The sequence below is a fragment of the Telluria sp. ZT3P25 genome (assembly GCF_059685895.1).
Genome location: NZ_JCASIJ010000002.1, coordinates 917,129 through 940,307 on the forward strand (window position 1 = coordinate 917,129; position 23,179 = coordinate 940,307).

Consider the following 23,179-nt stretch of genomic DNA (forward strand, 5'->3'; position numbering starts at 1 on the left):
CTCGTTCGCATCTTAACTGATTGGCAAAGTCGATGGCGGACGTGAAATGTTGCGCGCGCGCGTCTGGACAAGAACGGCTTTATCGGCCACGGTGCCCCCGATCTGTGCCAGAATTGACGGTTGATCCCCTGCCTTTTACCTTCTTTTACCATCATGACCATCCTCTCTACCGATACCGCGCTCGTCCTGTTCAGTGGCGGCCAAGACTCCACCACTTGCCTGGCCTGGGCTCTGCAGCGCTATGCGCGGGTCGAGACGATCGGCTTCGATTATGGCCAGCGCCATGCGATCGAGCTGGCCGTGCGCCCCGGCGTGCTGGCCAAGCTGCGCGCGCTCAATCCTGATTGGGACACGCGCCTGGGCGACGATCACATGATCGACCTGTCCCTGATCTCCAAAATCTCCGACACGGCCTTGACCAGCAATGTCGCGATCGAGATGCAGGAAAACGGTTTGCCGAATACGTTCGTGCCGGGCCGCAACCTGATGTTCATGACAGTGGCGGCCACGGTGGCTTACCGGCGCGGACTGAACGTGCTGGTGGGCGGGATGTGCGAGACGGATTTCTCGGGCTATCCGGATTGCCGCGACGACACGATGAAGGCGCTGCAGGTGGCGTTGAACCTCGGCATGGCCACCAGGCTCAAGGTCGAGACGCCGCTGATGTGGATCGACAAGGCCCAGACCTGGGAACTGGCGGAGCAGGAGGGAGGCGAAGCGCTGGTCGATCTGATCCGCTTCGATACGCACACCTGCTACCTGGGGGAGCGGGGCGAGGCGCATGCCTGGGGCCACGGTTGTGGCACGTGCCCGGCGTGCGCCCTGCGTGCGCGGGGTTACGCGCAGTACGTGGCGCGCTAGGCTTTTACGCTGCCGCGGCCTTGTCCAGCGTGACCGGGCGCGGCCGGCGCATGGCGAACCACACGAGCGCCACGACAATCAGCAAGGGCAGCAGCAGCGGCGACATCGCCAGCGCCAGCACGAGGGCGCCGATCGCCAGCGAGCCGATCAGGATCACGCCGACTCCGGCAAACACCACCGCCAGCACCGCCACCGTGACCACCGAGATGAACACGGCCAGCAGCATGCCGCCGCCCGTGAACAGTGTGGCCAGCAGGAAGCCCAGCGGGCCGTCGATCTGGTCGCCATCGAGATTGACCGTCATGTCGCCGCTCCAGTCGAACAGATTCCACAGCATGGCGGCAAACAGGAACAGGATGACGTAGGGGGCGTATTTTTTCATGACAGTCCTCGCGAATGGTTGGGTTGAGCTGTTTGGTCTTGCATGCTCGAACTGTAGGCGCGGCGCGCGTGTGCAGCCAGCCGCGTGCGACAGGCTGCATGTTTAACGGGATGAAATGTGCATGCGTCGGGTCGGGCAGAATCGCTGCCAATTCCGACCTTGTAATCACGGCAGCGTTTCCTATACTGACAGCCTGCTCTGTTTCAGGGGGACCCCATGTACGCTGTGCCCAACGCCTTCCACGACCTGGCCCATGCATCGGGCGGACCGAAGGATCCGCCCTCGGCGCCACCGGCCATTCCGCCCATCATCATCACGCCGTTCAACCGGGATACGCCGGCGCCCAACGGCGATCCGCGCCCGATCCCCGTTGGCCCGCCGATCATGCCGCCACCCGGCCCGTCGTGGCGCTGTCCACGCATCGTCGACGATTGTCCGGCATAGTTATTTAGACTATTTCAGCCAATCGCTCGCAGCAGTGCCGTGCGGCCTTTTTCATGGGGCCGGTTTCCTCTATGATCGTGGTTTTGGGCGCGCAAGCGCCGAGGACACCGACCCATGAACGACCAGATGCTGGACCCCGACAGCGACGACGGCAGCGAGGACACCGGCCCCGTGCAGCAACCCCGGCTGTGGCAGGGCAATGGCTGGACCGCGCGCGTGATCAAGAACGACGATGATGAAGGCTGGGCCGTGGCAATGTACAAGGATGGCGAGCCCGAACCGGCGCTGGTCGGTCCCTGGACCATGGGCCGCGACAAGAAGAACCCGAAGCCGCTCGATACCAATGCCTTCAATACGCTGATCAAGACGGCGTCCGAAGTCATCCGCCGCCACGAGCAGCACATGCACGCGATCCTGCACAAGAACCTGTACATCTTCACCGAGCAGGGCGAACTGAAGGTGACGCTCGATATCGTCCCGGACGACGACGATCCATACGCGATGCTGGCCGCCACCGACGAGATGGGCGAGCAGGTTGCGCGCGTGCGCGTGGCGCCCACCTTCAAGCTCACGCCGAGCTCGGCGCAGGCCTGGGTCGAGAACGACTTCCGCGCGCCACGCTAAAAAGCCACAGCCGGGCGCGGTAGGCTGCTGCGTCCGTCTTCAAGCTGCTACTATTTCCTCTGCGCATCATCAGATGCATTCTGTGAACAGGTGGGGGAAAGTATGGAACGTCTTGACCGGCTGGAAGCGGTGCAGTCGATGTTGCTCGATATCGGGCAACTCTCGACCAGCTGCAGCGACATCACCGCATTCATCCGGGCCGTGCATGGCGCGCTGGGTCGCATCATGTATGCAGCCAACTTCTATGTGGCGTTGGCCGACCGCGAAGACGGCACCGTTCGCTTTCCCTATTTTGTCGACGAAGCCGATGGCGCGCGCGATCCGCTGGAGCGCATCCGGCTCGCCTCGCCCGACCAGTCGCCCACGGCCTGGGTATTGCTCAACCGCCAGAGGCTGGTGCTGACGGCGGCCGATTTCAACGAGCGCCACCGCAAGGCCGCCGGGCGCTGGGGCAGCGGCAGCACGCCGGAGCATTTCGTCGCCTGTCCGCTGCTCGACCAGAACCACCAGGCGCTGGGCGCGATCGTCATCCAGAGCTACTCGTCCGACCAGACCTATAGCGAAGAGGACATTGCGCTGTTCGGGCTGATCGCCAACCATGTCTCGAACGCGCTGCAGGGCCTGCAAAGCATGGACCGGCTGGAACGCGCGGTCTCGGCGCGCACGGCCGCGCTGGCGCACGAGGTGGCCGAGCGTCGCCGCGCCGAAAAGATCCAGCACGCGCTGTACGAGATCGCCGACCTCTCGGCGCAGGCGCTCGACACCGACCAGCTCAGCGCCAGCCTGCACCGCATCATCGGCGAGCTGATGGTGGCCGACAACTTCCTGATCGGGCTGTACCACCAGCGCACGCAAGAGATCAGCATCCCGTACTTCGTCGACCAGAAGGACAGCGCGCCACCGTTGCTGCGCTTCCCGTTCGGCAAGGCGATGTGTTCGCACATCCTGTTGACCAAGCAGGCGCAGCTGCACGACGTGGCCAGCTTCAGGGCGCTCGTTGACGCCGGCACCGTGGCCGAACCAATGGGCAGCACCGATATTGCGAGCTGGATGGGCGCGCCGATGCTGGTCAACGACCAGCCGTATGGGGTGATCGTGGTGCAGAGCTACGACCCGGCGATCGTCTACAGCAAGGCCGACCTGGATCTGCTGGCGTTCATGGCCAGCCATGTGGCCGTGGCGATTGCGCGCATGCAGGCCGACCGCAGGATCCGCAAGACCAAAGAAGCCCTCGAGCAGCAGAATGCGGCGCTGAACGACGCGCTGCACGCGCTGCAAGAGGCGCAGTCCGAACTGGTGCGGCAGGAAAAACTCGCCTCGCTCGGCCGCCTGGTGGCCGGCGTGGCGCACGAGATCAACACGCCGCTGGGCATCTGCGTGACGGCCACGAGCCACTTGGTGCAGGAACTGAAACTCACGCGCGAAGAACTGGCGGCGGGCGAGATGACCGCAGAGAGCCTGGAGAGCTTCTTCGACATCGTCGACCAGTCGCTGCGCATCATGACCACCAACACCCAGCGCGCCGCGAACCTGGTGCGCAGCTTCAAGCAGGTGGCGGTGGACCAGTCGTCGGACGATATCCGCAGTTTCAACCTGGGCGCATACTTGAACGAGGTGCTCCTGTCGCTGCACCCGAAGCTCAAGGGCCGCCCGGTGAAGGTCGCGGTCGATTGTCCGCCCGACCTGCTGCTCGACAGCTTCCCCGGGGCCGTGTCGCAGATCCTCACCAATATGGTCATGAATTCGCTGGTGCACGGCTTCGAGCACGAGCAGGCCGGCAATATCACGCTGCGCGCTGCACTGGGGAGCGACGGCTGGGTGGTCATGGAGTACGCCGACGATGGGGCAGGGATGGATGCCGCGACGCTCGACAAATTGTTCGATCCGTTCTTCACCACGCGGCGCGGCACCGGCGGCAGTGGCCTGGGCGCGCACATCCTGTACAACCTGGTGACCGGTGCGCTGGGCGGGACGGTGCGGGCCACGAGCGCGCCGGGGCAGGGGCTGACGTATCACCTGCGCTTTCCCCGTTCGCAGCGCAAGGAAAAACTGGCGGCCTAGTGCCACGATCGAGCGGGCACGTGCGTCGCCGTACAGATCGGTTGCTGCAGGTTCTCTAAGCTTGGCTCCCCATTTGGAGAGTCCATGAACGAAAACAAGCAAGACGCGCCACGCCAGGGCTCGCAAAAAGTCATCTATGCGGCAATTGCCGCCAACCTGGGCATCGCGGTGGCCAAGTTCATTGTCGCCGGCATCACCGGCAGTGCGGCGATGGTGGCCGAAGGCATCCACTCGGCCGTCGACACCGGCAATGAATTCCTGTTGCTGCTGGGCGAACGCCGCAGCGCCCGCGCGCCCGACCGCAAGCATCCGTTCGGCTACGGCAAGTCGCTGTATTTCTGGGCGCTGATCGTTGCGCTGTCGGTGTTTTCGCTGGGCGGTGGATTATCGATCTACCACGGCGTCGATGCACTGCAGAACCCGCCGCCACTGGAAGACCCGATGTGGAGCTACGTCGTGCTTGGTGTGGCTGCCCTGTTCGAAGGATATAGCTGGAACGTGTCGCGCAAGGAACTCAATACGGCGCGCAAACCCGGTGCGACGCTGTGGCAAGCCGTCCGTGCGAGCAAGGATGCATCGGTCTTCACGATCTTCATCGAGGATTCCGCCGCGCTGCTGGGCCTTGGCATTGCCGCTGCCGGCATCGCGCTGGGCCACTACTTCAATAATCCGTACATCGACCCGGCCGCTTCGATCGTGATCGGCCTGCTGCTGATCGGCGCCGCCTTCATGCTGGCGCGCGAAACCGGCGGCCTGCTCGTGGGCGAAGCGATCGACCATGACGAGCTGGCCGCATTGAAGGCGCTGTTCCTGCGCGAGCCGGCGCTGGACAGCGTGGCAAGCCTGCGCACGATGCAGCTGGGGCCGGAAGAAGTGCTGCTGGCCGCCTCGGTTCAGTTCCGTCGGGGGCTGTCGATCGACAAGGTGGAGGCGGCGATCGGCCGCATCGAAACCGCAGTGGCCGCCGAGCATCCGGTGATCCGTCAAATCTATTTCGATGCGTCGGCGCTGCGCGCTGCGTTCAAGTGACCAGGAGGCGATCCGGTGCGCTGCTCAGTCGGGCCACTCAGTCGGGCCACTGCGCGTTGATTGCCAGCGCCTTGTCCATATTCCGGATCAATAGATCGACATACACGGGATCGAGGTGGTGCCCGGCCACCTCGCGCAGGTGCTCGGTTACCTTGGCGGCCGGCCATGCTTCCTTGTAGCAGCGCGCATGGCTCAGCGCGTCGAACACGTCGGCCACCGCCACGATGCGCGCATACGGGTGGATGTCGTGCCCGCGCAGGCCTTGCGGATAGCCGGTGCCATCGAATTTTTCGTGGTGCTGGTGCGCGATCACTGCCGCTGCCTTCAGGATCGGGCGCTGCGAGCCGTCCAGGATCTGCAGCCCCACGGTCGGGTGCTGCTTCATGATGGTCCACTCGGCATCGGTCAGCTTGCCCGGCTTGAGCAGCACCGCATCGGGCGTGGCGATCTTGCCGATGTCGTGCATCGGCGCGGCGTGCATCAGCACTGCCGTCTCGTCTTCGGGCATGCCCGAGGCCTGGGCCAGCATGTAGCAGACCTGGGACATGCGGCGCACGTGGTTGCCCGCCTCGTGCGAGCGCGATTCGACGACGTCGCCCAGGCGCAGGATCAGCTCGGCCTGCGTATCGGTGATTTCCTGGTTCAGCAAAATATTGTCGAACGCGATGGCCACACCCGAGCAGAACACCTCCAGCATTTGCGCGTCGATGTCCGAGATCTCATCCACACCCTTGAGCACCAGGAGCGACGCCTTGCCGCTGTTGTTCGGAAAGTAGCCGACATAGGTGTCGCCGTGCAGGCGCGAGATGCGGTTGTGGCGCGCGTCGTCCAGCTGCGCCACCAGTTCCGGACCGATCTCGTCGCCTTCCATGTCGCCGATCTGGGCCAGCACTTCGTACTGGCTCTGGCCGGTGATCACGCTGGCCGCCTTCAGGCGCAGCAGCATGCTCTGTTCCAGACGCAGCAGGGCCACGACCTGCAGCAAGAGGCCATTGGCGAAGTCTTTCAGGTTGCGCTGCTGGAAGATGTGGGCAGACGCGGCGATCACGCGTTCCAGGCCTTCGCGGTAGGTTTGCTGGACGCGGCGCGATTCCTCGACCTTCATGATGTCGCGGTAGGCGCGCAGCGCGGCGAACGTCGTCGTAAACAGCTTGGTGCGATCGAGCTCGGTCTTTTCCTTGTAGTCGTTGATGTCGTAGTCGACAATCACTCGCTCTTCCGGCGCCTGGCCCGGCTGGCCGGTGCGCAGCACGATGCGGGTGAACTGGTTATCCAGGTCCTGGCGCATCCAGCGCGCTACTTCCAGGCCACTGTCTTCGCGCTCCATCACCACGTCCAGAAACACCAGTGCGATGTCCTTCTCACGCGCCAGGATTTCCTTGGCTTCGGCGCCGCTGTAGGCGTGCACGAAGGCAAGCGCGCGGCCGTCGAGGCGAAAGCGCGTCAGCGTCAGCTTCGTGATGTCGTGGATATCGGGTTCGTCGTCCACCAGCAAGACTTTCCAGGGTGCGAGTTTGGGCGCAGCGGACGACAAGAAGGACATGGACGATTCCGATATTGGGAGGGTCGAGGTTAAGTGAACAGACTATTTTTTTCACAACAAAAGTAGCCTGGAGTCAAGGCGATTGTAGTACGGCGCATGACCCTTAACAAGAAGCAATATTAAAATTGTGACCGACAGAAGTAACACCTGCCCCAATACCGTGGTTACGCTGTTGCAGTGGCGTGACAAGGCGCGTCACGTATAGCGTTTTTGGCAACGTTCGCAGTAGAAGCTGCGCCGGTCCGAGGTGCCGAGCTTGGCTTTGGAAAACGGAATGTCGCAGCGCGGGCAGATTTTTTTGGCGTGGGCCAGCCAGTGCTCCTTGAGCGTGAACGCTTTTTTCCAGCCCAGGAAGTCGAAGCTGTACTGCCGCGCTTCGTCCACCAGGGCGCGCAGCTTGGGCGCAGGCAGCGCGCCCATCGTCGAGAGGGGATGGACCCGGATCCGGAACAGCACTTCGTTCTTGATGATATTGCCCACGCCCGAGAAGATCTCCTGGTCGAGCAGGGCGTCGCAGGCCAGCATGTCCGGTGCGGCGCGCAGCTTCTTGCGCGCCTTGACCGGGTCCCAGGTCGCGCCCATCACGTCAGCGCTGAAGTCATAGGCGTCGAAGGTGGCGCGGTCGATCTCGCGGATTGCGCAGGCATAGAAATTCATGGCGCCGCCGTCTTCCACGCCGATGGAGAGGCGCGGCGGCTTGTCGCGGTCCTCGTCGATGCGGTAGGTGCCAAACAGCAGAAAGTGAACGCGCAGGATGACGTCGGGCGTCTCGATCAGGAAGTGCTTGCCCCAGGTGTGCAGCCCGGTGATGCGCTGGCCCACGAGGCGCGCCGGGTCGAGCGTCTTCAGGTTGCCACTGGCGCGCACGATGGTTTGCCCCACGAAGCGCGTGGTCTGTTCCTTCAGCATGTACAGCGTTGGACCTTCTGGCATGGTTGCCTCCTTGACGCATTCTTATATGGCACCATCTTTTGGTCATGTTCGGGACCTAACATTTGGATACAAGTTCCAACGTTCGGCACGAGCAGAGCAAGGCGAAGCGGCGTATATTGGTAAGCGAAGACCGCATACGAGACGCATACCGAAGGAGAGGCAACAATGAAATCCACCCTGATAAAAACTGCACTGGCAGGCCTGTTCGCGCTGGCCGCCGGCGCCGCCTCGGCGGGCGTGACCGTCAATTACATCGAGTCCGACAAGTTCGCCGACCTGCCATTTGCCCCATGGGAGCGCAAGCAGGTGCTGGAAGAACTGAGCACGTATTTCACCAAGCTTGGCGAGAAACTCCCTGCGGGTCAGGACCTGGCGATCGAAGTTACCGACATCGACCTGGCCGGCCGCGAGTACCCGAATGTCGGCAACGGGCGCGACCTGCGCATCCTGAAAGGCACGGCCGACTGGCCGATCATTAACCTGCGCTATTCGCTGACGCAAAACGGGCAGGTGCTCAAGGGCGGCGATGCACGCCTGGCCGACATGAACTACATGCAGCGCATCGGCCGCTTCAGCGACAACGACAGCCTGCGCGCCGAAAAGCGCATGATTGACGAGTGGTTCGATGAAACGATCATCGGCAAGAAGCGCGGCGGTTAAGCGATTTTTATCGCGCGTGTAAAAAAACGGCGCCCTGCGGGGCGCCGTTTTGTTGTGGCCTAGTCGACCCGGTTGACACGCTCGAACCTGGCACGAAAGTCGTCAGGCATCGGACATACCCGGCCCGCCTTGTAGTCGTAGAACACAAAGCCGGTCTTGGCCATGGCGATCAGCTTTTGGTCGCGCGGCCGCGTGATCCGGTAGATCAGGTCGCCGCCATACTTGTTGAAGTCCATGACGCCCACGTCGAACAGCAGCTCGTCGCGGCGATACGCTTCGGCGCGGTAGATGGTGGCCAGGTCGGTGACAATGATGCCAGGGCCATCGAGGCTGGTTTCCGGCACGCCGAACTCGAACAGGAAGCGCGATCTGGCTTCGGACACCATCGCGATCATCGATTCATTGCCGACGTGGTTCGCCGCGTTGATGTCGGTCGCCCGCACTGTGAGCACGGTCGAAAAGTAGAACTGGTCGTCGGGAAAGTCGAGTTGTACGCGGGGCATGGGCCATCCTGTTAATGGGCGGGATAGATGGACAGGATACAGGACGGCGCACGCATGCTGCGCCGCCCCGACCGCGGGTGGTGCGGAAGTTAGACTTTCGCTTCCACGCCCGGCGTTGCCGAGCGCGTCAGGAAGGCTTGCGTGACTTGCGGCAGGTGCTCCAGCAGCCAGGCCGCCATCGCTTTTTCCTGCACCAGGATCTGTTCGCACGAAGCGGCAGTAGCGCTGTCGCCAGCCGCCTTGGCCGCTGCGATCAGCGACGTGTAGGTGGCGATTTCGAGGTTCTCGAACACGTAGCCGGCCATCGCGCCCTTTACCACTTCATCGCTGACGGTCATGCCGCCCACGGCCTGGCCAAAGGCCATCAGTTTGGCGCCGATATCCTTGACCACCGAATTGCTGATGTCGCGGCGCGCCAGGATCTCGTCCAGCACGCCACGCTGCCAGCGCGTTTCTTCGATGTGCTGGACGATGCGCGCGCGCAGTTCCGGATAGTGTTCGAGGCGGTCCGCCTGTGCGTTGAGCATCTTGTCTGCTTGCTCTTCCATTGCATGAGCGTCACGTAGCCAGTCGTTCAGATTGTCGTCGATTGCAGTTGCCATGAAATTCTCCGCTGGTGAATAGGTGCAACCAGAATGGCAGAATTGATGGGTACCGTTTGTTAGGTATGACACATTTGCGCGTCACTCGTTAACAAAAACGATCAGGGTGCCGGGGCTGGCGCGCGCGTACGTGTTTTTGCGACCACGCCGGCCGGATCGATCAGCACGACGAATTCGGCAAACTGGCCATCGCCCGTCGGCGACTGGTAGACCCAGGTCTCGAAGCCGCTGTCGAAGCGCACGTTTTTCGTCGGTCCGAACGCGGCCAGCAATTGCGCCCTGGTGGTCTGGCCGGCGACCACGGTCTGCTGCAGCCGCTCGGCCGGCACTTGCACGCCGGGCGGCGCGGCATTCTGCGTGGCGCAGCCAGCCAACAGCGCCGCGCACAGGATCAGAGTTGCCTTCATGGCGTCACCCCGGCTGGTGGATCGACCATGTAGGTGAATTCAACGAGTGTGTCGTCCGGCCAGCTGGCATCCCACAGCGGCACGTAATAGGTGCGGTCGAGCAGCACCTGGCAATCGCAGAATGGCAGCATGTCCGGCGTCTGGTCGCCGCCCGCGTACAGCATTGAAAACGGCAGCGTTTCACTGCGGCCACCGGCGCGCAGCGTGACCGCGAAGATCGGGCGCTCGGCGAAGAACAGGTAATTGCCATCCGGGCTCGTGCAGACGCCTTCGGGCGAGTCGAGCGCATCCGAGATCCAGCCGAACAGTGGCGAGCTGTTGGAGACGAGGCCAGCTTCCTTGCCCACGCGGCATTCCAGGCGCAGGTCACCCAGGCGGCGCATGCCGGCCGGGACGCCCGGCGTTTCGATGCGCGCGCGCCAGGTCATGCTGGCGGTCTTGCGACTGGCAAGCACAGCTGCGTCTTCCTGCAATGCTTGCGCATTGCGCGGCAGGACAAAGAAATTGTTGTCGTCGACGGGGACGGGCACCGACACGGTATCGCCCGCCACGCGCAGCGTGATGCCGCGCATGTCGACGTTCGGCAGACGCGGCAGCAGCTGGAAGCGCAGGGAGGCGTTCGGCGCAAAGGCGCGCTCGCGCTCGAAGCGTTCCATGCCACGAATCATTTTGCGGTACGACTTGTCAACCGGGTCGCGGGTGGACTTGACGGTGACGGTGCTCTGGCCGGCGGCATGCGCCGGCAGGCTTGCGGCCGCGAACAGGCCGCTCATGGCCAGTCCGGCAACGACACGAATGATCGACGGCCGCATCAATGGCATTACCAATACCGCACGCGGCCGGTATCCATATGGACGAACTGCGAACTGTCGTAATAGCCGACGCCGCCACCCTGGAGCGACATGGCCGCCTTTTGCAGGTTGCGCAGATCGGTGCCCGGCAGGCGGATGTCGATGGCCTTGCCTTCCATGTGCAGGCTGCGCTTGGCGACGCCGCCGCTGCCATGGCCACGCAGGAACGCATTCGATTCCGGCGCGCGGTAGCCCGAGATGATGTGCAATTCCTTGCTGTTGCCGAGCTTGCCATTGAGCTGGCCGAGCAGCAGCAGCAGTTCGGGATCGATGTCCGCAATCTTGTTGGTGCGGTGGTCGCGCAGCACCTTGTTGATGTCTCCCAGAGCATCAGGGATGAACTCGCCTTGCTCCCAGAACGTGCTCGTCAGCTTTTCACCCGTGTGCGTGTTATAGAAACGCAGACAGCAATCGCCGGTGGCAATCGATGAATTTTTGGCAAGGGTGGGAAGGCTGAGGGAGGATGCTGCGAGGAGGAGACCGCTTTTGAGGATGGTACGTCGTTGAATCATTGAAGGGAGTCCTTGCGCTGGTTCAGTGAGCAATCGATGATACGCCATTTGTCGAAATCGTGCAGACAATGTGCAGAAAATCGCGACATTTCAGCTACGATGTCAAGTATTTAACTGTTTTTGAGAGATTTGCTTATGCCGAGTACGGACGCAAAATTCATGCGTAAAAACCGGGTTTTGCGCGTCACGCTGGCAATCGCACTGGCTCAGCTGGCGGGCGCTGCGCTGGCCCAGGAAGTCACACCCGTCGACAAGCCGCCATTGGCCAAAGGCTGGCAACTGGAAACCGTCGCCACCGGCGTGCCACAAGGCTGGGGCATGGCCTGGCTGCCCGATGGCCGCATGCTCGTCACGGGCAAGGGCGGCACGCTGCATATGCTCAAGGGCAAGACGTTCCAGCAGGTGAAGATGGACCCGCTGCCGAACCTGTTCGTGGGCGGGCAGGGCGGCCTGCTCGACATCGCGGTCCACCCCGGTGATAAGACCAATCCCCGTATCTACATGACGATGGCCAGCGGTACCGACGCCAGGAACCGCACGGCGCTGGTGATGGGCACGTTCGATGGCAAGGGCGTCACTGGCATGAGGAAGGTGTTCTCCGTCAGGCAAGCCAAGAACGGCGGCGAGCACTTCGGCTCGCGCATCCTGTTCCTGCCCGATACCACGCTGCTGATGAGCATTGGCGATGGTGGCAACACGCCCCAGCGCGTGGGCACTATGCTCGCGCGCGACCAGGCGCAGAACCTGGCCACACACCAGGGCAAGATCCTGCACCTGACCGACGCCGGCAAGCCGGTCGGCATCGGCGCGGCCGAAGCGCAGCCGAACCGCCTGGTTGAAATCCACAGCCACGGCCACCGCAACGTGCAGGGCCTGGCGTTCGACCCGAAAACCGGCCGCGTCTGGGCCAGCGAGCACGGTTCGCGCGGCGGCGACGAGATCAACCTGATCGAGGCCGGCAACAACTACGGCTGGCCGCTGCAGAGCTACACGCTCGATTACACGACGCGCGAGCCGATCGGCAAGAAGGTCGTGCCGGGCACAGTGCAGCCGATCGTCGTCTGGACCCCGTCGCCCGCGCCATCGGGCCTGGCGTTCTACACCGGCAAGGCGTTCCCGCAGTGGCAGGGCAGCCTGTTCAGCGGCAGCCTGGCCGGCAAGGACGTACGCCGCGTGCAACTTGATGCCGCCGGCAAGGTCACGGCGCAAGAGCTGATTCCGGTTGGCCAGCGCGTGCGCGATGTGCGCCAGGGCCCCGATGGCCAGTTGTACGTGCTGACCGATGAAGCCAAGGGCACGCTGCTGCGCATCGTACCGAAGTAAAATTATGCACCATGTGTGGCGCACGATGCGCTGCGCATGGTTTGTCGTTCCGCGAGACATGCATACGCTGTTTTGTTTGTTGACTAAGTGAAACGTGCCTAGAATGGTTCTTTCCCGACCCATTCAGGAGGCGCAGCATGGCAATTCCCGTTCGTCGCATCACCCATCTCGCGGCAGCACTTGCGCTCATCTTTGGCGCATCCGCGCTGCACGCCGCGCCTGCCGCCTCTGCCCCCGCCAGCACGCCCGACATCCCGATCCCGGACATCAAGTACACCAAGTTCACGCTGAAGAACGGCTTGACCGTGCTGGTGCACGAAGACCGCAAGACGCCAGTAGTGGCCGTCAATACCTGGTACCACGTCGGCTCGAAAAACGAGCAGCGGGGCAAGACCGGCTTTGCGCACCTGTTCGAACACCTGATGTTCAGTGGCAGCGACAACTTCAAGAAAACCTACCTGAATGCGATGGAGCAGGTTGGCGCGACTGACCTGAACGGCACCACCAGCCAGGACCGCACGAATTACTTCCAGAACGTGCCGACGTCGATGCTCGACTACGCGCTGTTCGCCGAGAGCGACCGCATGGGTTATCTGCTGGGCACGGTCGACAAGACGAAACTCGATATCCAGCGCGGCGTCGTCCAGAACGAAAAGCGCCAGGGCGAGAACCAGCCGTACGGCATCGCCTACGAGCTGCTGGTCGAAAACACCTATCCGGTCGGCCACCCGTACTCCTGGACCGTGATCGGCAAGATGGCCGACCTCGATGCGGCCTCGATGACGGACGTGCAGGACTGGTTCAAGCAGAACTATGGCCCGAACAATACGGTGCTGGTGCTGTCGGGTGATATCTCGCCGGAAGAAGCGCGCAAGAAGGTCGAGCAATACTACGGCGCGATTCCGCCGGGCCCGCCATTGGCCAAGCACGATGCGTGGATCGCCAAGCGTACCGGCACGCACCGCACGCTGGCGCAGGACCGCGTGCCGCAGACGCGTATCTACCGCACCTGGAATGTGCCGGGCGCGCACACGCCTGAAGAGGCGCTGCTCGACCTGGGCGCGCGCGTGCTGGGCGGCGGCAAGACCTCGCGCCTGTACAAGCGCCTGGTCTACAAGGATCAACTGGCCACCAGCGCCACGGCAAGCGACGATTCGTCGGAAATCGGCGGCCAGTTCGACATGACGCTGACGGCCCGCCCCGGCGCCGACGTGAAAAAGATGGAGCAGGGCGCCGACGAGGAATTGCGCGCGCTGATGAAGAGCGGCCCGACGGACGCCGAGCTGCGCCTGGCCAAGACGACGATCCTGGCGCAGTACACGCGCATGATCGAGCGCGTTGGCGGCTTCGGCGGCAAGAGCGATCTGCTGGCCTCGTGCCAGACCTTTACCGGCAATCCGGACTGCTACAAGGTCTATCTGCAGCGCATCAAGGACGCCACGCCGGCCACGGTGAAGAAAGCGATGAACGACTGGCTCAGCGACGGCGACTACGTGCTGCAGATCGATCCGTTCCCGACCGGCCTGGCCGCTACCGACACGGGGCTCGATCGCAGCAAGGAACCGGTCGCCGGCAAGGCGATGTCCCTCAAACTGCCGCCGATGCAGCGCATCACGCTGTCCAACGGCCTGAAGGTCGTGCTGGCCGAGCGCCATGAAGCGCCGGTCGTCAACCTGCAGATGATGGTCGACAGCGGTTATTCGGCCGACAGCGCCGCCTTGCCGGGCGTGGCCAGCCTCACGCTGCGCATGCTCGAAGAAGGCACCGCCACGCGCAAGTCGCTCGAGATCGGCGAAGAACTCGAACGCCTGGGCGCGACCTTTGGCGCCAGCATCAATCTCGATGGCGCCTTTGTGGGCATGAATTCGCTCAAGGCGACGCTGCCGCAGGCGCTCGGCCTGTACGCGGATCTGGTGCGCAATCCGGCGTTCCCGCAAAACGAATTCGCGCGCCTGCAGAAAGACCGCCTGGCCGCGATCGCGCGCGAGAAGGTCGATCCGCAGGGCATCGCGCTGCGCGTCGTGCCGGCGCTGATGTATGGCGAAGGCCACGTCTACGCGCGCACGGCCAACGGCACCGAGGCCGCAGTGGGGCGCATGACCCGCAACGACCTGGCCAGTTACCACGCGACCTGGTTCAAGCCGAACAACGCGACGCTGCTGGTCGTGGGCGACACGACGCTGGCCGAGATCACGCCGATGCTCGAAAAAGCCTTCGGCGGCTGGAAGGGCGGCGAGGTGCCGAAGAAAGTGATCGCCACCGTGCCCGCGCCAGGCAAGCCGCTCGTGTACCTGGTCGACCGGCCGGGCGCGCTGCAAAGCGTGATCGTCGGCGCGCAACTGGCACCACCGCGCAACAGCCCCGAGTCGCTGCCGCTGGAAATTGTCAACGACGTGTTCGGTGGCACGTTCAGCTCACGCATCAACATGAACCTGCGTGAAGACAAGCACTGGTCGTATGGCGTACGCAGCCTGGTGCAGCCGGCCGTCGGCCAGCGCACGTTCATGAGCATTTCGCCGGTGCAGACCGACAAGACCGGCGACGCGCTCAAGGAACTGGTGCGCGAATACAAGGGCGTGGCGGGTGAGCGCCAGATCACCGGCGCCGAGCTGAAGTTCGCCCAGGACAACCGCACGCTGCGCCTGCCGGGCAGCTTCGAGACGGCCGGCCAGCTGGGCGGCGCCTACACGACCATCGTGCAATACGGCCTGCCGGATGACTACTACAACACCTACACCGAGAAGGCGCTGGCGCTCACGCCCGAGCAGGCCAATACACTGGCCGCGCGCAGCTTCCTGACCGATCGCCTGGTGTGGGTCGTGGTGGGAGACATGAGCAAGGTCGAGAAGGACGTGCGCGCGCTGAACCTGGGCGAGGTGCGCCGGATCGATGCGGATGGCAAGTCGTTGTAATCACGTGGTACGAACGTAAAAAAGCCCACCCGGCACGCGCCGGGTGGGCTTTTTTATCGTTGAAACATCAGTGCTGGTGTCAGCTGTTGCGCCGGATGTCGGCCGTGATCTCGTACGCGTGCAGGCGCGCTGCGTGGTCGTAGATCTGCGACGTGATCATCATCTCGTCCGGTTTGGCCTTGTCGATGAATGCGTGCAGCTGGGCGGCCACGGTGTCGCGCGAGCCGATTGCCGAGCAGGCCAGCACGCTGTCGAGCATCATGCGCTCGGGCGTGTCCAGCGCTTCCAGGTAGCCGCTGACAGGTGGCTTGAGTTTGCCCGGATTGCCCGTACGCAGCGCCACGAACGCCTGCTGCATCGAGGTGGCCAGCAGATGCGCTTCTTCGTCGGTGTCAGCCGCGAACACATTGAATCCGAGCATGACGTACGGCTCGGCCAACTGCGCCGATGGACGGAAGTTGCTGCGGTACATGTCGATTGCCTGCATCATCATCTGCGGCGCGAAGTGCGACGCGAATGCATACGGCAGGCCGAGGTGCGCCGCCAGTTGCGCGCCGAACAGGCTCGAACCGAGAATCCACAATGGCACGTCCAGGCCTGCGCCCGGCACGGCCAGCACCTGCCGGCGGCTCGAGCCGGCAAAGTAATCCATCAGTTCCACGACGTCCTGCGGGAACTCGTCGGCGTCGGACGCCAGGTTGCGGCGCAGCGCGCGCGCCGTGGTATGGTCGGAACCAGGCGCGCGGCCCAGGCCCAGGTCGATCCGGCCCGGATGGAGCGACGCGAGCGTGCCAAATTGTTCGGCAATCACGAGCGGTGAATGATTCGGCAGCATGATGCCGCCGGCGCCCACGCGGATCGTGGACGTGCCGGCTGCCACATGGGCGATCAGTACCGCAGTCGCGGCGCTCGCAATACCCGGCATGCCGTGGTGTTCGGCGAGCCAGTAACGGTTGTAACCCCAGCGTTCGCCATGCTGGGCGAGGTCGAGGGAGCTTTTGAAGGAAGTTGCCGCATCGCTGCCTTGAACGATCGGCGAGAGGTCGAGTATCGATAAAGGGATCATGGAACAATGATACGCCGATGCGAAAAAACGCGTGCAAGGGTGCCCAAAACTGCACCGGCCGCTTGTCAATACAGTGTGTCGTCATGAGCGTGCAAACAGGCTTTAACGCGCATCATCTCGCCGTAATTGACGCTGCCATCGATGCTGCCATCGCGGCCCGCTCGCTGCCCGGCGCGGTGTACCGGCTTGAACGGGACGCAGCGCATGCCGAGCGCGCTTACGGACGGCTGGACTTCGGGCCGGATGCCGCGCCCGTCACCGTCGACACCGTGTTCGACGTCGCGTCGCTGACGAAAGTGCTGGTCACGGCGCCGGCAATCCTGCTGCTGCACGAGGCTGGCCAGATCGACCTCGAAGCGCCGTTGCTGCGCTACCTTCCCGAATGCGCGGGCGGCGGCAAGGACGCGATCACGGTGCGCCAGTTGCTGACGCATACGTCGGGCTTGCTGGCCGGGCTGCCGGCCAGTCCGGCGTGGCAGGGCAGGGAAGCGGCGCTGCTGCTGGCCTCGCTCGAGCGCGTGACGCATCTGCCGGGCAGTGTGTTTCGCTATTCGGACATCAATTACATCCTGCTCGGTTTGTTGATCGAACGCGTGGCCGGCGTGCCGCTGGATGTGTTTGCCGGACAGCGCATCTTTGCGCCGCTGGGCATGCCGGATACCGGTTATCGGCCGCTGGCGCGCGGCGACGGGCGGACGATTGCGCCCACCCAGCGTGGCGCGGTGGATGTCGATGCAAGCATGTCCAAGGCGCAGCGCGATCTGGCACCGGGCGCCGTGCTGCAAGGTCATGTCCACGATCCGACAGTACGCCGGATGGGTGGCGTGGCCGGCTCGGCCGGTGTGTTCTCGACTGTGCGGGATGTCGCGCGCTTTGCCCGCATGCTGCTTGCGGGCGGTGAACTCGAGGGCGTGCGTGTGCTGCAGCCCGACAGCGTGCGCCTGCTGTGCACCGCACAGTCGCCACCGGGCATCACCGCGCTGCGCGGCATGGGGATGGACATCGATTCGCCGTTTGCGCGGCGGCCACGCGGCCGGCATTACCAGCGCGGCAGCTACGGCCACACGGGTTTTACCGGCTGCATTTTGTGGATCGATCCGCAGTCGCGCAGCTTCTATGTGTTCCTGTCCAACCGGGTGTATCCGGACGACCGCAACAGCATTCTGCCACTCTACGCCGAGCTTGGAACACTATCGGCAGAGGCGGCATTGTCAGCTCAACAATAATCAAAAAAATGCGTGCATTTGGCGACAAATTGCATGCTGTTGGGCGACGATTTAATATTTCCGAGCGGTATTGTGCGCGCCGATATCGGCTGTCCCCGTACACTTGACTCATGACTTGACGCAATCATGTGTCGGGCACGCGATACAAAATAATTGAGGAGAACACCATGAACAAGCTACTCAAAGGAATGATCGGCGCATCACTGACCGTTGCCATGCTGGGTGCCACTGCAGTCCACGCACAAACGAGCACGACGGCAGGCGCCACGGGCCGTACCGGTACTGCAACGGGCACGAGCACGGGCACCGGCATGTCAGGTACCTCGGGCCAGGTCGGTAGCCAGACCGGCAGCAGCATGCAGGATGCGACGGGCCGCTCGTCGATGAGCGCGACCGGCACCAGCAGCATGACGCCGCAAAACGACCGTCGCAGCAGCACCAAGCCAATGACCGGCACCACCGGCTCGGCAGGCGTTGTCGACAGTCGTGCAGGCACGGTAGGTACCACGGGCCGCACCGGCACCAGCGGCACCACGGGCGTGACTGGCAGCGCCAGCAGCTCGATGGGTAACAGTGGCATGACCGGTGTGACCGGTAGCGCGACTGGCACCACCGGGACCACTGGGACTACCGGCATGACGGGCAGCACCAGCGGTGCTACCGGCACCACCGGCATGACCGGTACGATGGGCAACGGTACGACCGGCAGCACCAGCGGCGCCGCAGGCACTGGCACTACCGGTACCACTGGCACCACCGGTACCGGCACTGGCACCACCGGTACGGGTACCACCGGTACGGGTACCACCGGCACCACCGGCCGCGGTTATTGATAGCACCAGCAATGCGTCAGCAATAACGGTGGCTTAGCCGCCACCAGCACAACACCGGCCTCGCGCCGGTGTTGTCGTTTACGGAACGACCATGTAGTGCCAGGCTCGTCTGTGGTATCCGCGCCGCATCGCTTGCCAATATTATGGCCGTGGTGATTATCCACGGATGTTGTGGCGTACCATTCATAATTATTGCCACACGGAACTAATTATGATGCACCCCGACGCGCCGCACGAGATGCTGGCCCCCAGCGCCATGAAGCTCTCCGAGCTGATCGGCGCGCTGAGCTATGCGCTCGACATTACCGAAGGCCAGCCGGCTGGCCACTGCGTTCGCTGCTGCTGGATCGGGATGCATATTGGCCGCGTCGCTGGCCTGAACGACGACCAGTTGTGGGAACTGTATTACACGCTGTTGCTCAAGGACCTGGGCTGCAGCAGCAACGCGGCCCGCATCTGCGAGCTGTACATGACTGACGACCTCGACTTCAAGCGCAGCTTCAAGACCGTAGGCGACAGCCTGCCGCAGGTGCTCGGTTTCGTGCTCAAGCATACGGGCCTGAAAGCCGGCCTGGCCGAACGGTTCCGCAGCGTCATGACGATCCTGCGTGACGGCCCCGAGATCGCGCAGGGCCTGATCGCCACCCGCTGCCAGCGCGGCGCCGACATCGCGCGCCTGCTGCGTTTCCCGGAAGGCGTGGCCGAAGGCATCTATTCGCTCGACGAGCATGTCAACGGCAAGGGCAAACCGGCCCAGCTCGTGGGCGACGCGATTCCCGTGTATGCGCGCATCGCGCTGCTGGCGCAAGTGATCGACGTGTTCCACACCGATGGCGGGCGCGAGGCCGCGCTGCACGAAGCCACGGCGCGGGCCGGCAGCTGGTTCGATCCGCGGCTGGTGGCGGCGTTCGAGCAGGTCGCGCTGGACGATGCGTTCTGGCGCAAGCTGGCCGCGCCGGACCTGGACCGCGCCGTCTTCGCACTGGAACCGGCCGGCCACGAAGTTGCGCTCGACGAAGACTACCTCGACGATATCGCCACCGCTTTCGGCCAGGTGGTCGACGCCAAGAGCCCATACACGAGCGGCCACAGCGCACGCGTGGCGCTGTACACCGACATGATCGGCGAGGCGCTCGGACTGTCGGCGCAGCGCCGCCGCTGGCTCAAGCGCGGCGCGCTGCTGCACGATGTCGGCAAGCTGGGCGTGAGCAACAGCGTGCTCGACAAGGCCGGCTCGCTCGACCGCGACGAATGGGCCGCCGTGCGCCAGCACGCCGAGTACACCGAAACGATCCTCGGCCGCATCGCGGCGTTCGCCGAACTGGCGTCGATTGCCGGCGCTCACCACGAGCGGCTCGACGGCAATGGCTATCCGCGCGGGTTGCATGCGGACGACATCCGGCTCGAGACGCGCATCATCACCACCGCCGACATTTTCGACGCCATCACCGCCGAGCGCCCGTACCGCGGCGCGATCCCGATCCCGCAGGCGCTCGAGATGATGGAAAAGACCGTGGGCACCGCGCTTGACCCGGCCTGCTTCGATGCGCTCAAGCGCGGCTTGGCGCTGGTGCCATTCCCGGCACCCTGAATCTGCTGCCACAGTCATATGCCAGTGTGATGAATTCCTCTTCCGGATAGCAAGATTTGACAAACACGGCACCCCGGATGCCACCACAATGCGCTCACTGTGGCCTGTCCCGATCGGTGGGGACAGGCTCCAACACCCGATAGCCAACCTGGTTTTTTGGAGCGCACATGAATGAGTTGAAGGCACGGCAGTATCAGCGGACCGCGATCGCAGCGGCGGTGGCAATCCTGGCGGTGAACGGGGCGGGCGCGCAGGAAGCGCCGGTGCTGGCGCCGCAGACCGTGGTGGTGACGGGCGTGCGTGCTGCGCTCGAACAGTCGCTGCGCCAGAAGCGCGACAGCGATGCCGTCGTCGAAGTCGTCACCGCCGAAGACATCGGCAAGATGCCCGATAAGAACGTAGCCGACGCCATCCAGCGTCTGCCCGGCGTGAACACGCAATCGTCCGCCGGCGGCGAAGGTGGCTTTGGGGAAAACGACCGCGTCAGCCTGCGCGGCACCAGCCCGAGCCTTCAGCAGACGCTGTTCAACGGCCACGCGATCAGCACCGGCGACTGGTTCGTGCTGAACCAGATCGGCGGCAATGTCGGCCGTTCGAGCAGCTTCTCGCTGCTGCCGTCCGAGCTGGTCGGCTCGATCGTGGTCCAGAAAAGCCCGACCGCCGACCTGGTCGAAGGCGGCGTCTCCGGCGCCATCAACGTCATCACGCGCCGTCCGCTCGACTTTCGCCAGCAGCTGACCGTCGAAGGCTCGGTCCAGGCCAACTACAACGACCTGTCGGGTGAGACCAAGCCGCATCTGTCGGGCCTCGTGAACTGGAAGAACGCCGCCAATACGGCCGGCATCCTGATCCAGGGGTTCTCCGAGAAGTCGTCCGTGCGGCGCGATGGCCAGGAAATCCTCGGCTACACCCCGATCAGCGCGACCAGCGCGGCGGCGATCGCCAATCCTGCGCTGGCCGGCGTGGTCGTGCCGACCTTCATCGGCGCCGCGCTGTTCGAGCAGGAGAAGAAGCGCGAAGGCGGCGCCTTCGACGTCGAGGTGCGCCCGAACCGCGACCTGACGCTGGACGTCAACGGCTTCTATTCGAAGCTCGAAGCACCGCACCAGAACACCAACTGGCTGGCTGCGCCGGCCAACTCGATCAACAGCCTGAACCTGATTCCCCTCAATCCGGTCGTGCGCGACAACACGCTGGTGGGGGCCGGGTTCACGCGCAACGCGGGCGAGGTCGACAATATTTATCGTCCGGATGCGGGCGGCGAATCGTGGTATCTGGACTTCAACGGCAAGTGGCGCGTCAACGAGCGCTTCTCGCTCTCGGGCAAGCTTGGCAAGACCCGCGGCGTGGGCTGGGACCGCGACGACGTCTACTACCAGAACAATGTCGACGGCGGCATGGTATATGGCTTGAACGGCCTGTCGCCGGCGTCGGTCAGCTACCCCGGCGGCAACACGGTGTCACCCGGCTCGACTGCCTGGGCCGGCGGCGGCGAATCGCAGTCGGTGGACAAGGAACAGTACGCGCAGCTCGACGGCGAACTGCGCCTGGACAATCCGACCTTCCAGGCCGTGCGCTTCGGCGCGCGCTGGACCGACCACCAGCGCAACGCCGAGCATCCGCTGGAAACCCGTCCCGGCCCGCTGGGCTTTACCAATCCGGGCCCGGCCTGGAACGGCCAGCTGTACCCGAGCGACTTCGCCAATGACCTGGGCGGCAATCTCGCGTCGAACTACTTCAAGTACGACGGCGCGGCGCTGGGCGCCTGGGGCGCGATCCCCGGCAACCGTCTGCTCGACTATGTGCTGCGCCATAACTGGATGAACGAATTCGAAGTGGGCGAGAAGACGGCCGCGCTGTACGGCATGGTCGACTTCGGTGGCGATGGCTGGAGCGGCAATGTCGGCCTGCGCGCCGTCGAGACGCGCCAGAACACGATTGTCAACCTGCCGGGCGGCCCGGCGCCGATCACCGGTTCGGCCTTCGGCGCCTACACGCCGACGACGTTCAAGCGTACCTACCGCGACTACCTGCCAAGCGCCAACCTGAAATACAACGTGACGCCCGACCTGGTGCTGCGCACGGCGCTGGCCAAGACCATCGCGCGCCCCGACTACAGCGCGCTGGGCGGCTCGGTGTCGCTCAACGACGACGCGCTGAGCGGCAACGGCGGCAACGTCAACCTGGAACCGGTGCGTTCGACCAACTTCGACATCGGCGCCGAGTGGTATTACGCGCCAAAGGCGCTGCTGTCGGCGGGCCTGTTCTACATGGACCTGCGCTCGATCGTGGCGCAGGGCACGTCGACCGGCACCTATTACAACAACAAGCGCAGTACGCTGACCGAGTACCAGATCACGTCGCCGTACAACACGAGCGGACGCAATCGCGGCTTGGAGCTGAGCTGGCAGCAGCCGGTGGCGCGCGACTTCGGTTTCCTGGTCAACTACACGTTCGCCGACGGTGAACTCGACGATGGCGGTGAACTCATCAACTCGTCGCGCAACACCTATAACGTGACCGGCTACTTCGAGAACGAACGCTTCTCGGCGCGCCTGGCCTACAACTGGCGCTCGAAGTACAAGGCAGGCGTGGACCGTGGCGCGAGCCAGCACGTGGACGACATGCCGTCGCTGGCCGGCTCGATCAACGTCAAGCTGAGCGAACGCTTCACGCTCACGTTCGACGCGCTCAATCTCACCAACGAGACCATCAAGATGTATGCCGAAAACGAGGACCGGCCACGCGCCTTCTACTCGAACGGCCGTACCTTCTACCTCGGCCTGCGCGGCAAGCTGTAATCAGCCCAGGGGCGG

Annotated in this window: 21 protein-coding genes; 12 read left to right on the forward strand and 9 right to left on the reverse strand. The window is 63.9% G+C overall.

Annotation, left to right across the window (positions count from 1 at the left end; translation table 11 throughout):
• Window positions 1–153 precede the first annotated feature (153 nt).
• Complete coding sequence (gene queC / locus AC56LY_RS22705) at window positions 154–861, forward strand: 7-cyano-7-deazaguanine synthase QueC (RefSeq protein ID WP_499500650.1); 708 nt, start codon at window positions 154–156, stop codon at window positions 859–861.
• A gap of 4 nt (window positions 862–865) precedes the next feature.
• Here queC and AC56LY_RS22710 read toward each other — a convergent pair whose 3' ends face one another.
• On the reverse strand, window positions 866–1,243 hold the full coding sequence (locus tag AC56LY_RS22710) for a hypothetical protein (RefSeq protein WP_499583356.1): 378 nt from the start codon (window positions 1,241–1,243) through the stop codon (window positions 866–868).
• A 216-nt stretch (window positions 1,244–1,459) separates the two neighbouring features.
• On the opposite strand from AC56LY_RS22710, the gene AC56LY_RS22715 reads away from it, so the two are divergent.
• The 4 genes from AC56LY_RS22715 to AC56LY_RS22730 all read left to right on the forward strand — a co-directional run bounded on the left by AC56LY_RS22715 (window position 1,460) and on the right by AC56LY_RS22730 (window position 5,401).
• Complete coding sequence (locus AC56LY_RS22715; protein ID WP_499560688.1) at window positions 1,460–1,687, forward strand: hypothetical protein; 228 nt, start codon at window positions 1,460–1,462, stop codon at window positions 1,685–1,687.
• A gap of 114 nt (window positions 1,688–1,801) precedes the next feature.
• Window positions 1,802–2,311: a hypothetical protein gene (locus AC56LY_RS22720; protein WP_229424703.1), complete on the forward strand. Its 510-nt coding sequence runs from the start codon at window positions 1,802–1,804 to the stop codon at window positions 2,309–2,311.
• Window positions 2,312–2,413: 102 nt separating this feature from the next.
• Window positions 2,414–4,372: a GAF domain-containing sensor histidine kinase gene (locus AC56LY_RS22725; RefSeq protein ID WP_499583357.1), complete on the forward strand. Its 1,959-nt coding sequence runs from the start codon at window positions 2,414–2,416 to the stop codon at window positions 4,370–4,372.
• Between the two features lie 84 nt (window positions 4,373–4,456).
• Window positions 4,457–5,401: a cation diffusion facilitator family transporter gene (locus AC56LY_RS22730; RefSeq protein WP_258837312.1), complete on the forward strand. Its 945-nt coding sequence runs from the start codon at window positions 4,457–4,459 to the stop codon at window positions 5,399–5,401.
• A 37-nt stretch (window positions 5,402–5,438) separates the two neighbouring features.
• Here AC56LY_RS22730 and AC56LY_RS22735 read toward each other — a convergent pair whose 3' ends face one another.
• Window positions 5,439–6,944 carry a DUF3369 domain-containing protein gene (locus AC56LY_RS22735; protein WP_499583358.1) on the reverse strand — a complete coding sequence of 502 codons (1,506 nt, stop codon included), beginning with the start codon at window positions 6,942–6,944 and terminating at the stop codon, window positions 5,439–5,441.
• A 195-nt stretch (window positions 6,945–7,139) separates the two neighbouring features.
• Window positions 7,140–7,877, reverse strand: coding sequence for a DNA-formamidopyrimidine glycosylase family protein (locus AC56LY_RS22740; protein WP_499583359.1), 738 nt, complete (start codon window positions 7,875–7,877; stop codon window positions 7,140–7,142).
• Window positions 7,878–8,042: 165 nt separating this feature from the next.
• Between AC56LY_RS22740 and AC56LY_RS22745 the strand changes: the two genes are divergently transcribed.
• Window positions 8,043–8,537, forward strand: a complete 495-nt coding sequence (locus AC56LY_RS22745) for a DUF3016 domain-containing protein (protein ID WP_499583360.1) — start codon at window positions 8,043–8,045, stop codon at window positions 8,535–8,537.
• Between the two features lie 59 nt (window positions 8,538–8,596).
• Here the strand turns inward: AC56LY_RS22745 and AC56LY_RS22750 are convergent, their stop codons facing one another.
• From AC56LY_RS22750 to mepK, 5 genes are all read right to left on the reverse strand, one after another.
• A complete protein-coding gene (locus tag AC56LY_RS22750; protein ID WP_499583361.1) occupies window positions 8,597–9,040 on the reverse strand; it encodes a thioesterase family protein in 444 nt (147 codons plus the stop codon).
• Between the two features lie 89 nt (window positions 9,041–9,129).
• Window positions 9,130–9,642: a ferritin-like domain-containing protein gene (locus AC56LY_RS22755; protein ID WP_258837317.1), complete on the reverse strand. Its 513-nt coding sequence runs from the start codon at window positions 9,640–9,642 to the stop codon at window positions 9,130–9,132.
• A gap of 101 nt (window positions 9,643–9,743) precedes the next feature.
• Window positions 9,744–10,049 (reverse strand): hypothetical protein, encoded by a 306-nt coding sequence (locus AC56LY_RS22760; RefSeq protein WP_499583362.1) that lies wholly within the window; start codon window positions 10,047–10,049, stop codon window positions 9,744–9,746.
• Entirely contained in the window at window positions 10,046–10,870 is an 825-nt protein-coding gene (locus tag AC56LY_RS22765) for a hypothetical protein (protein WP_499583363.1), read from the reverse strand. Before AC56LY_RS22765 ends, AC56LY_RS22760 begins: the two co-directional genes overlap by 4 nt.
• The gene (gene mepK / locus AC56LY_RS22770; protein ID WP_499583364.1) at window positions 10,870–11,412 is read right to left on the reverse strand and encodes a peptidoglycan L,D-endopeptidase MepK; all 543 of its coding nucleotides are present in this window, start codon (window positions 11,410–11,412) and stop codon (window positions 10,870–10,872) included. Before mepK ends, AC56LY_RS22765 begins: the two co-directional genes overlap by 1 nt.
• 159 nt (window positions 11,413–11,571) lie before the next feature.
• Here mepK and AC56LY_RS22775 point away from each other — a divergent pair, with 159 nt between their 5' ends.
• Together AC56LY_RS22775 and AC56LY_RS22780 are read left to right on the forward strand one after the other, a co-directional pair.
• The gene (locus AC56LY_RS22775) at window positions 11,572–12,735 is read left to right on the forward strand and encodes a PQQ-dependent sugar dehydrogenase (RefSeq protein ID WP_499583365.1); all 1,164 of its coding nucleotides are present in this window, start codon (window positions 11,572–11,574) and stop codon (window positions 12,733–12,735) included.
• Between the two features lie 137 nt (window positions 12,736–12,872).
• Complete coding sequence (locus tag AC56LY_RS22780; protein ID WP_499583366.1) at window positions 12,873–15,647, forward strand: M16 family metallopeptidase; 2,775 nt, start codon at window positions 12,873–12,875, stop codon at window positions 15,645–15,647.
• Between the two features lie 79 nt (window positions 15,648–15,726).
• Here the strand turns inward: AC56LY_RS22780 and AC56LY_RS22785 are convergent, their stop codons facing one another.
• Window positions 15,727–16,713, reverse strand: a complete 987-nt coding sequence (locus AC56LY_RS22785) for an LLM class flavin-dependent oxidoreductase (RefSeq protein ID WP_332530523.1) — start codon at window positions 16,711–16,713, stop codon at window positions 15,727–15,729.
• 83 nt (window positions 16,714–16,796) lie between these two features.
• Between AC56LY_RS22785 and AC56LY_RS22790 the strand changes: the two genes are divergently transcribed.
• The 4 genes from AC56LY_RS22790 (at window position 16,797) to AC56LY_RS22805 (ending at window position 23,164) form a co-directional block, all read left to right on the forward strand.
• The gene (locus AC56LY_RS22790; RefSeq protein ID WP_499583367.1) at window positions 16,797–17,939 is read left to right on the forward strand and encodes a serine hydrolase domain-containing protein; all 1,143 of its coding nucleotides are present in this window, start codon (window positions 16,797–16,799) and stop codon (window positions 17,937–17,939) included.
• Window positions 17,940–18,106: 167 nt separating this feature from the next.
• Window positions 18,107–18,772, forward strand: coding sequence for a hypothetical protein (locus tag AC56LY_RS22795; protein WP_499583368.1), 666 nt, complete (start codon window positions 18,107–18,109; stop codon window positions 18,770–18,772).
• Between the two features lie 211 nt (window positions 18,773–18,983).
• Window positions 18,984–20,363: an HD-GYP domain-containing protein gene (locus AC56LY_RS22800; protein ID WP_499583369.1), complete on the forward strand. Its 1,380-nt coding sequence runs from the start codon at window positions 18,984–18,986 to the stop codon at window positions 20,361–20,363.
• Between the two features lie 167 nt (window positions 20,364–20,530).
• The gene (locus AC56LY_RS22805; RefSeq protein ID WP_499583370.1) at window positions 20,531–23,164 is read left to right on the forward strand and encodes a TonB-dependent receptor; all 2,634 of its coding nucleotides are present in this window, start codon (window positions 20,531–20,533) and stop codon (window positions 23,162–23,164) included.
• The last annotated feature ends 15 nt before the right edge of the window (window positions 23,165–23,179 follow it).

What these genes read in the sequence shown, in the direction of transcription:
- queC (WP_499500650.1), top strand. Translation starts at nt 154, where the DNA reads ATGACCATCCTCTCTACCGATACCGCGCTCGTCCTGTTCAGTGGCGGC.
- AC56LY_RS22775 (WP_499583365.1), top strand. Translation starts at nt 11,572, where the DNA reads ATGCGTAAAAACCGGGTTTTGCGCGTCACGCTGGCAATCGCACTGGCT.
- AC56LY_RS22710 (WP_499583356.1), bottom strand. Translation starts at nt 1,243, where the DNA reads ATGAAAAAATACGCCCCCTACGTCATCCTGTTCCTGTTTGCCGCCATG.
- AC56LY_RS22750 (WP_499583361.1), bottom strand. Translation starts at nt 9,040, where the DNA reads ATGCCCCGCGTACAACTCGACTTTCCCGACGACCAGTTCTACTTTTCG.
- AC56LY_RS22765 (WP_499583363.1), bottom strand. Translation starts at nt 10,870, where the DNA reads ATGCCATTGATGCGGCCGTCGATCATTCGTGTCGTTGCCGGACTGGCC.
- AC56LY_RS22760 (WP_499583362.1), bottom strand. Translation starts at nt 10,049, where the DNA reads ATGAAGGCAACTCTGATCCTGTGCGCGGCGCTGTTGGCTGGCTGCGCC.
- AC56LY_RS22780 (WP_499583366.1), top strand. Translation starts at nt 12,873, where the DNA reads ATGGCAATTCCCGTTCGTCGCATCACCCATCTCGCGGCAGCACTTGCG.
- AC56LY_RS22720 (WP_229424703.1), top strand. Translation starts at nt 1,802, where the DNA reads ATGAACGACCAGATGCTGGACCCCGACAGCGACGACGGCAGCGAGGAC.
- AC56LY_RS22725 (WP_499583357.1), top strand. Translation starts at nt 2,414, where the DNA reads ATGGAACGTCTTGACCGGCTGGAAGCGGTGCAGTCGATGTTGCTCGAT.
- AC56LY_RS22805 (WP_499583370.1), top strand. Translation starts at nt 20,531, where the DNA reads ATGAATGAGTTGAAGGCACGGCAGTATCAGCGGACCGCGATCGCAGCG.
- AC56LY_RS22790 (WP_499583367.1), top strand. Translation starts at nt 16,797, where the DNA reads ATGAGCGTGCAAACAGGCTTTAACGCGCATCATCTCGCCGTAATTGAC.
- AC56LY_RS22795 (WP_499583368.1), top strand. Translation starts at nt 18,107, where the DNA reads ATGAACAAGCTACTCAAAGGAATGATCGGCGCATCACTGACCGTTGCC.
- AC56LY_RS22715 (WP_499560688.1), top strand. Translation starts at nt 1,460, where the DNA reads ATGTACGCTGTGCCCAACGCCTTCCACGACCTGGCCCATGCATCGGGC.
- AC56LY_RS22800 (WP_499583369.1), top strand. Translation starts at nt 18,984, where the DNA reads ATGATGCACCCCGACGCGCCGCACGAGATGCTGGCCCCCAGCGCCATG.
- AC56LY_RS22755 (WP_258837317.1), bottom strand. Translation starts at nt 9,642, where the DNA reads ATGGCAACTGCAATCGACGACAATCTGAACGACTGGCTACGTGACGCT.
- AC56LY_RS22735 (WP_499583358.1), bottom strand. Translation starts at nt 6,944, where the DNA reads ATGTCCTTCTTGTCGTCCGCTGCGCCCAAACTCGCACCCTGGAAAGTC.
- AC56LY_RS22730 (WP_258837312.1), top strand. Translation starts at nt 4,457, where the DNA reads ATGAACGAAAACAAGCAAGACGCGCCACGCCAGGGCTCGCAAAAAGTC.
- AC56LY_RS22745 (WP_499583360.1), top strand. Translation starts at nt 8,043, where the DNA reads ATGAAATCCACCCTGATAAAAACTGCACTGGCAGGCCTGTTCGCGCTG.
- AC56LY_RS22740 (WP_499583359.1), bottom strand. Translation starts at nt 7,877, where the DNA reads ATGCCAGAAGGTCCAACGCTGTACATGCTGAAGGAACAGACCACGCGC.
- mepK (WP_499583364.1), bottom strand. Translation starts at nt 11,412, where the DNA reads ATGATTCAACGACGTACCATCCTCAAAAGCGGTCTCCTCCTCGCAGCA.
- AC56LY_RS22785 (WP_332530523.1), bottom strand. Translation starts at nt 16,713, where the DNA reads ATGATCCCTTTATCGATACTCGACCTCTCGCCGATCGTTCAAGGCAGC.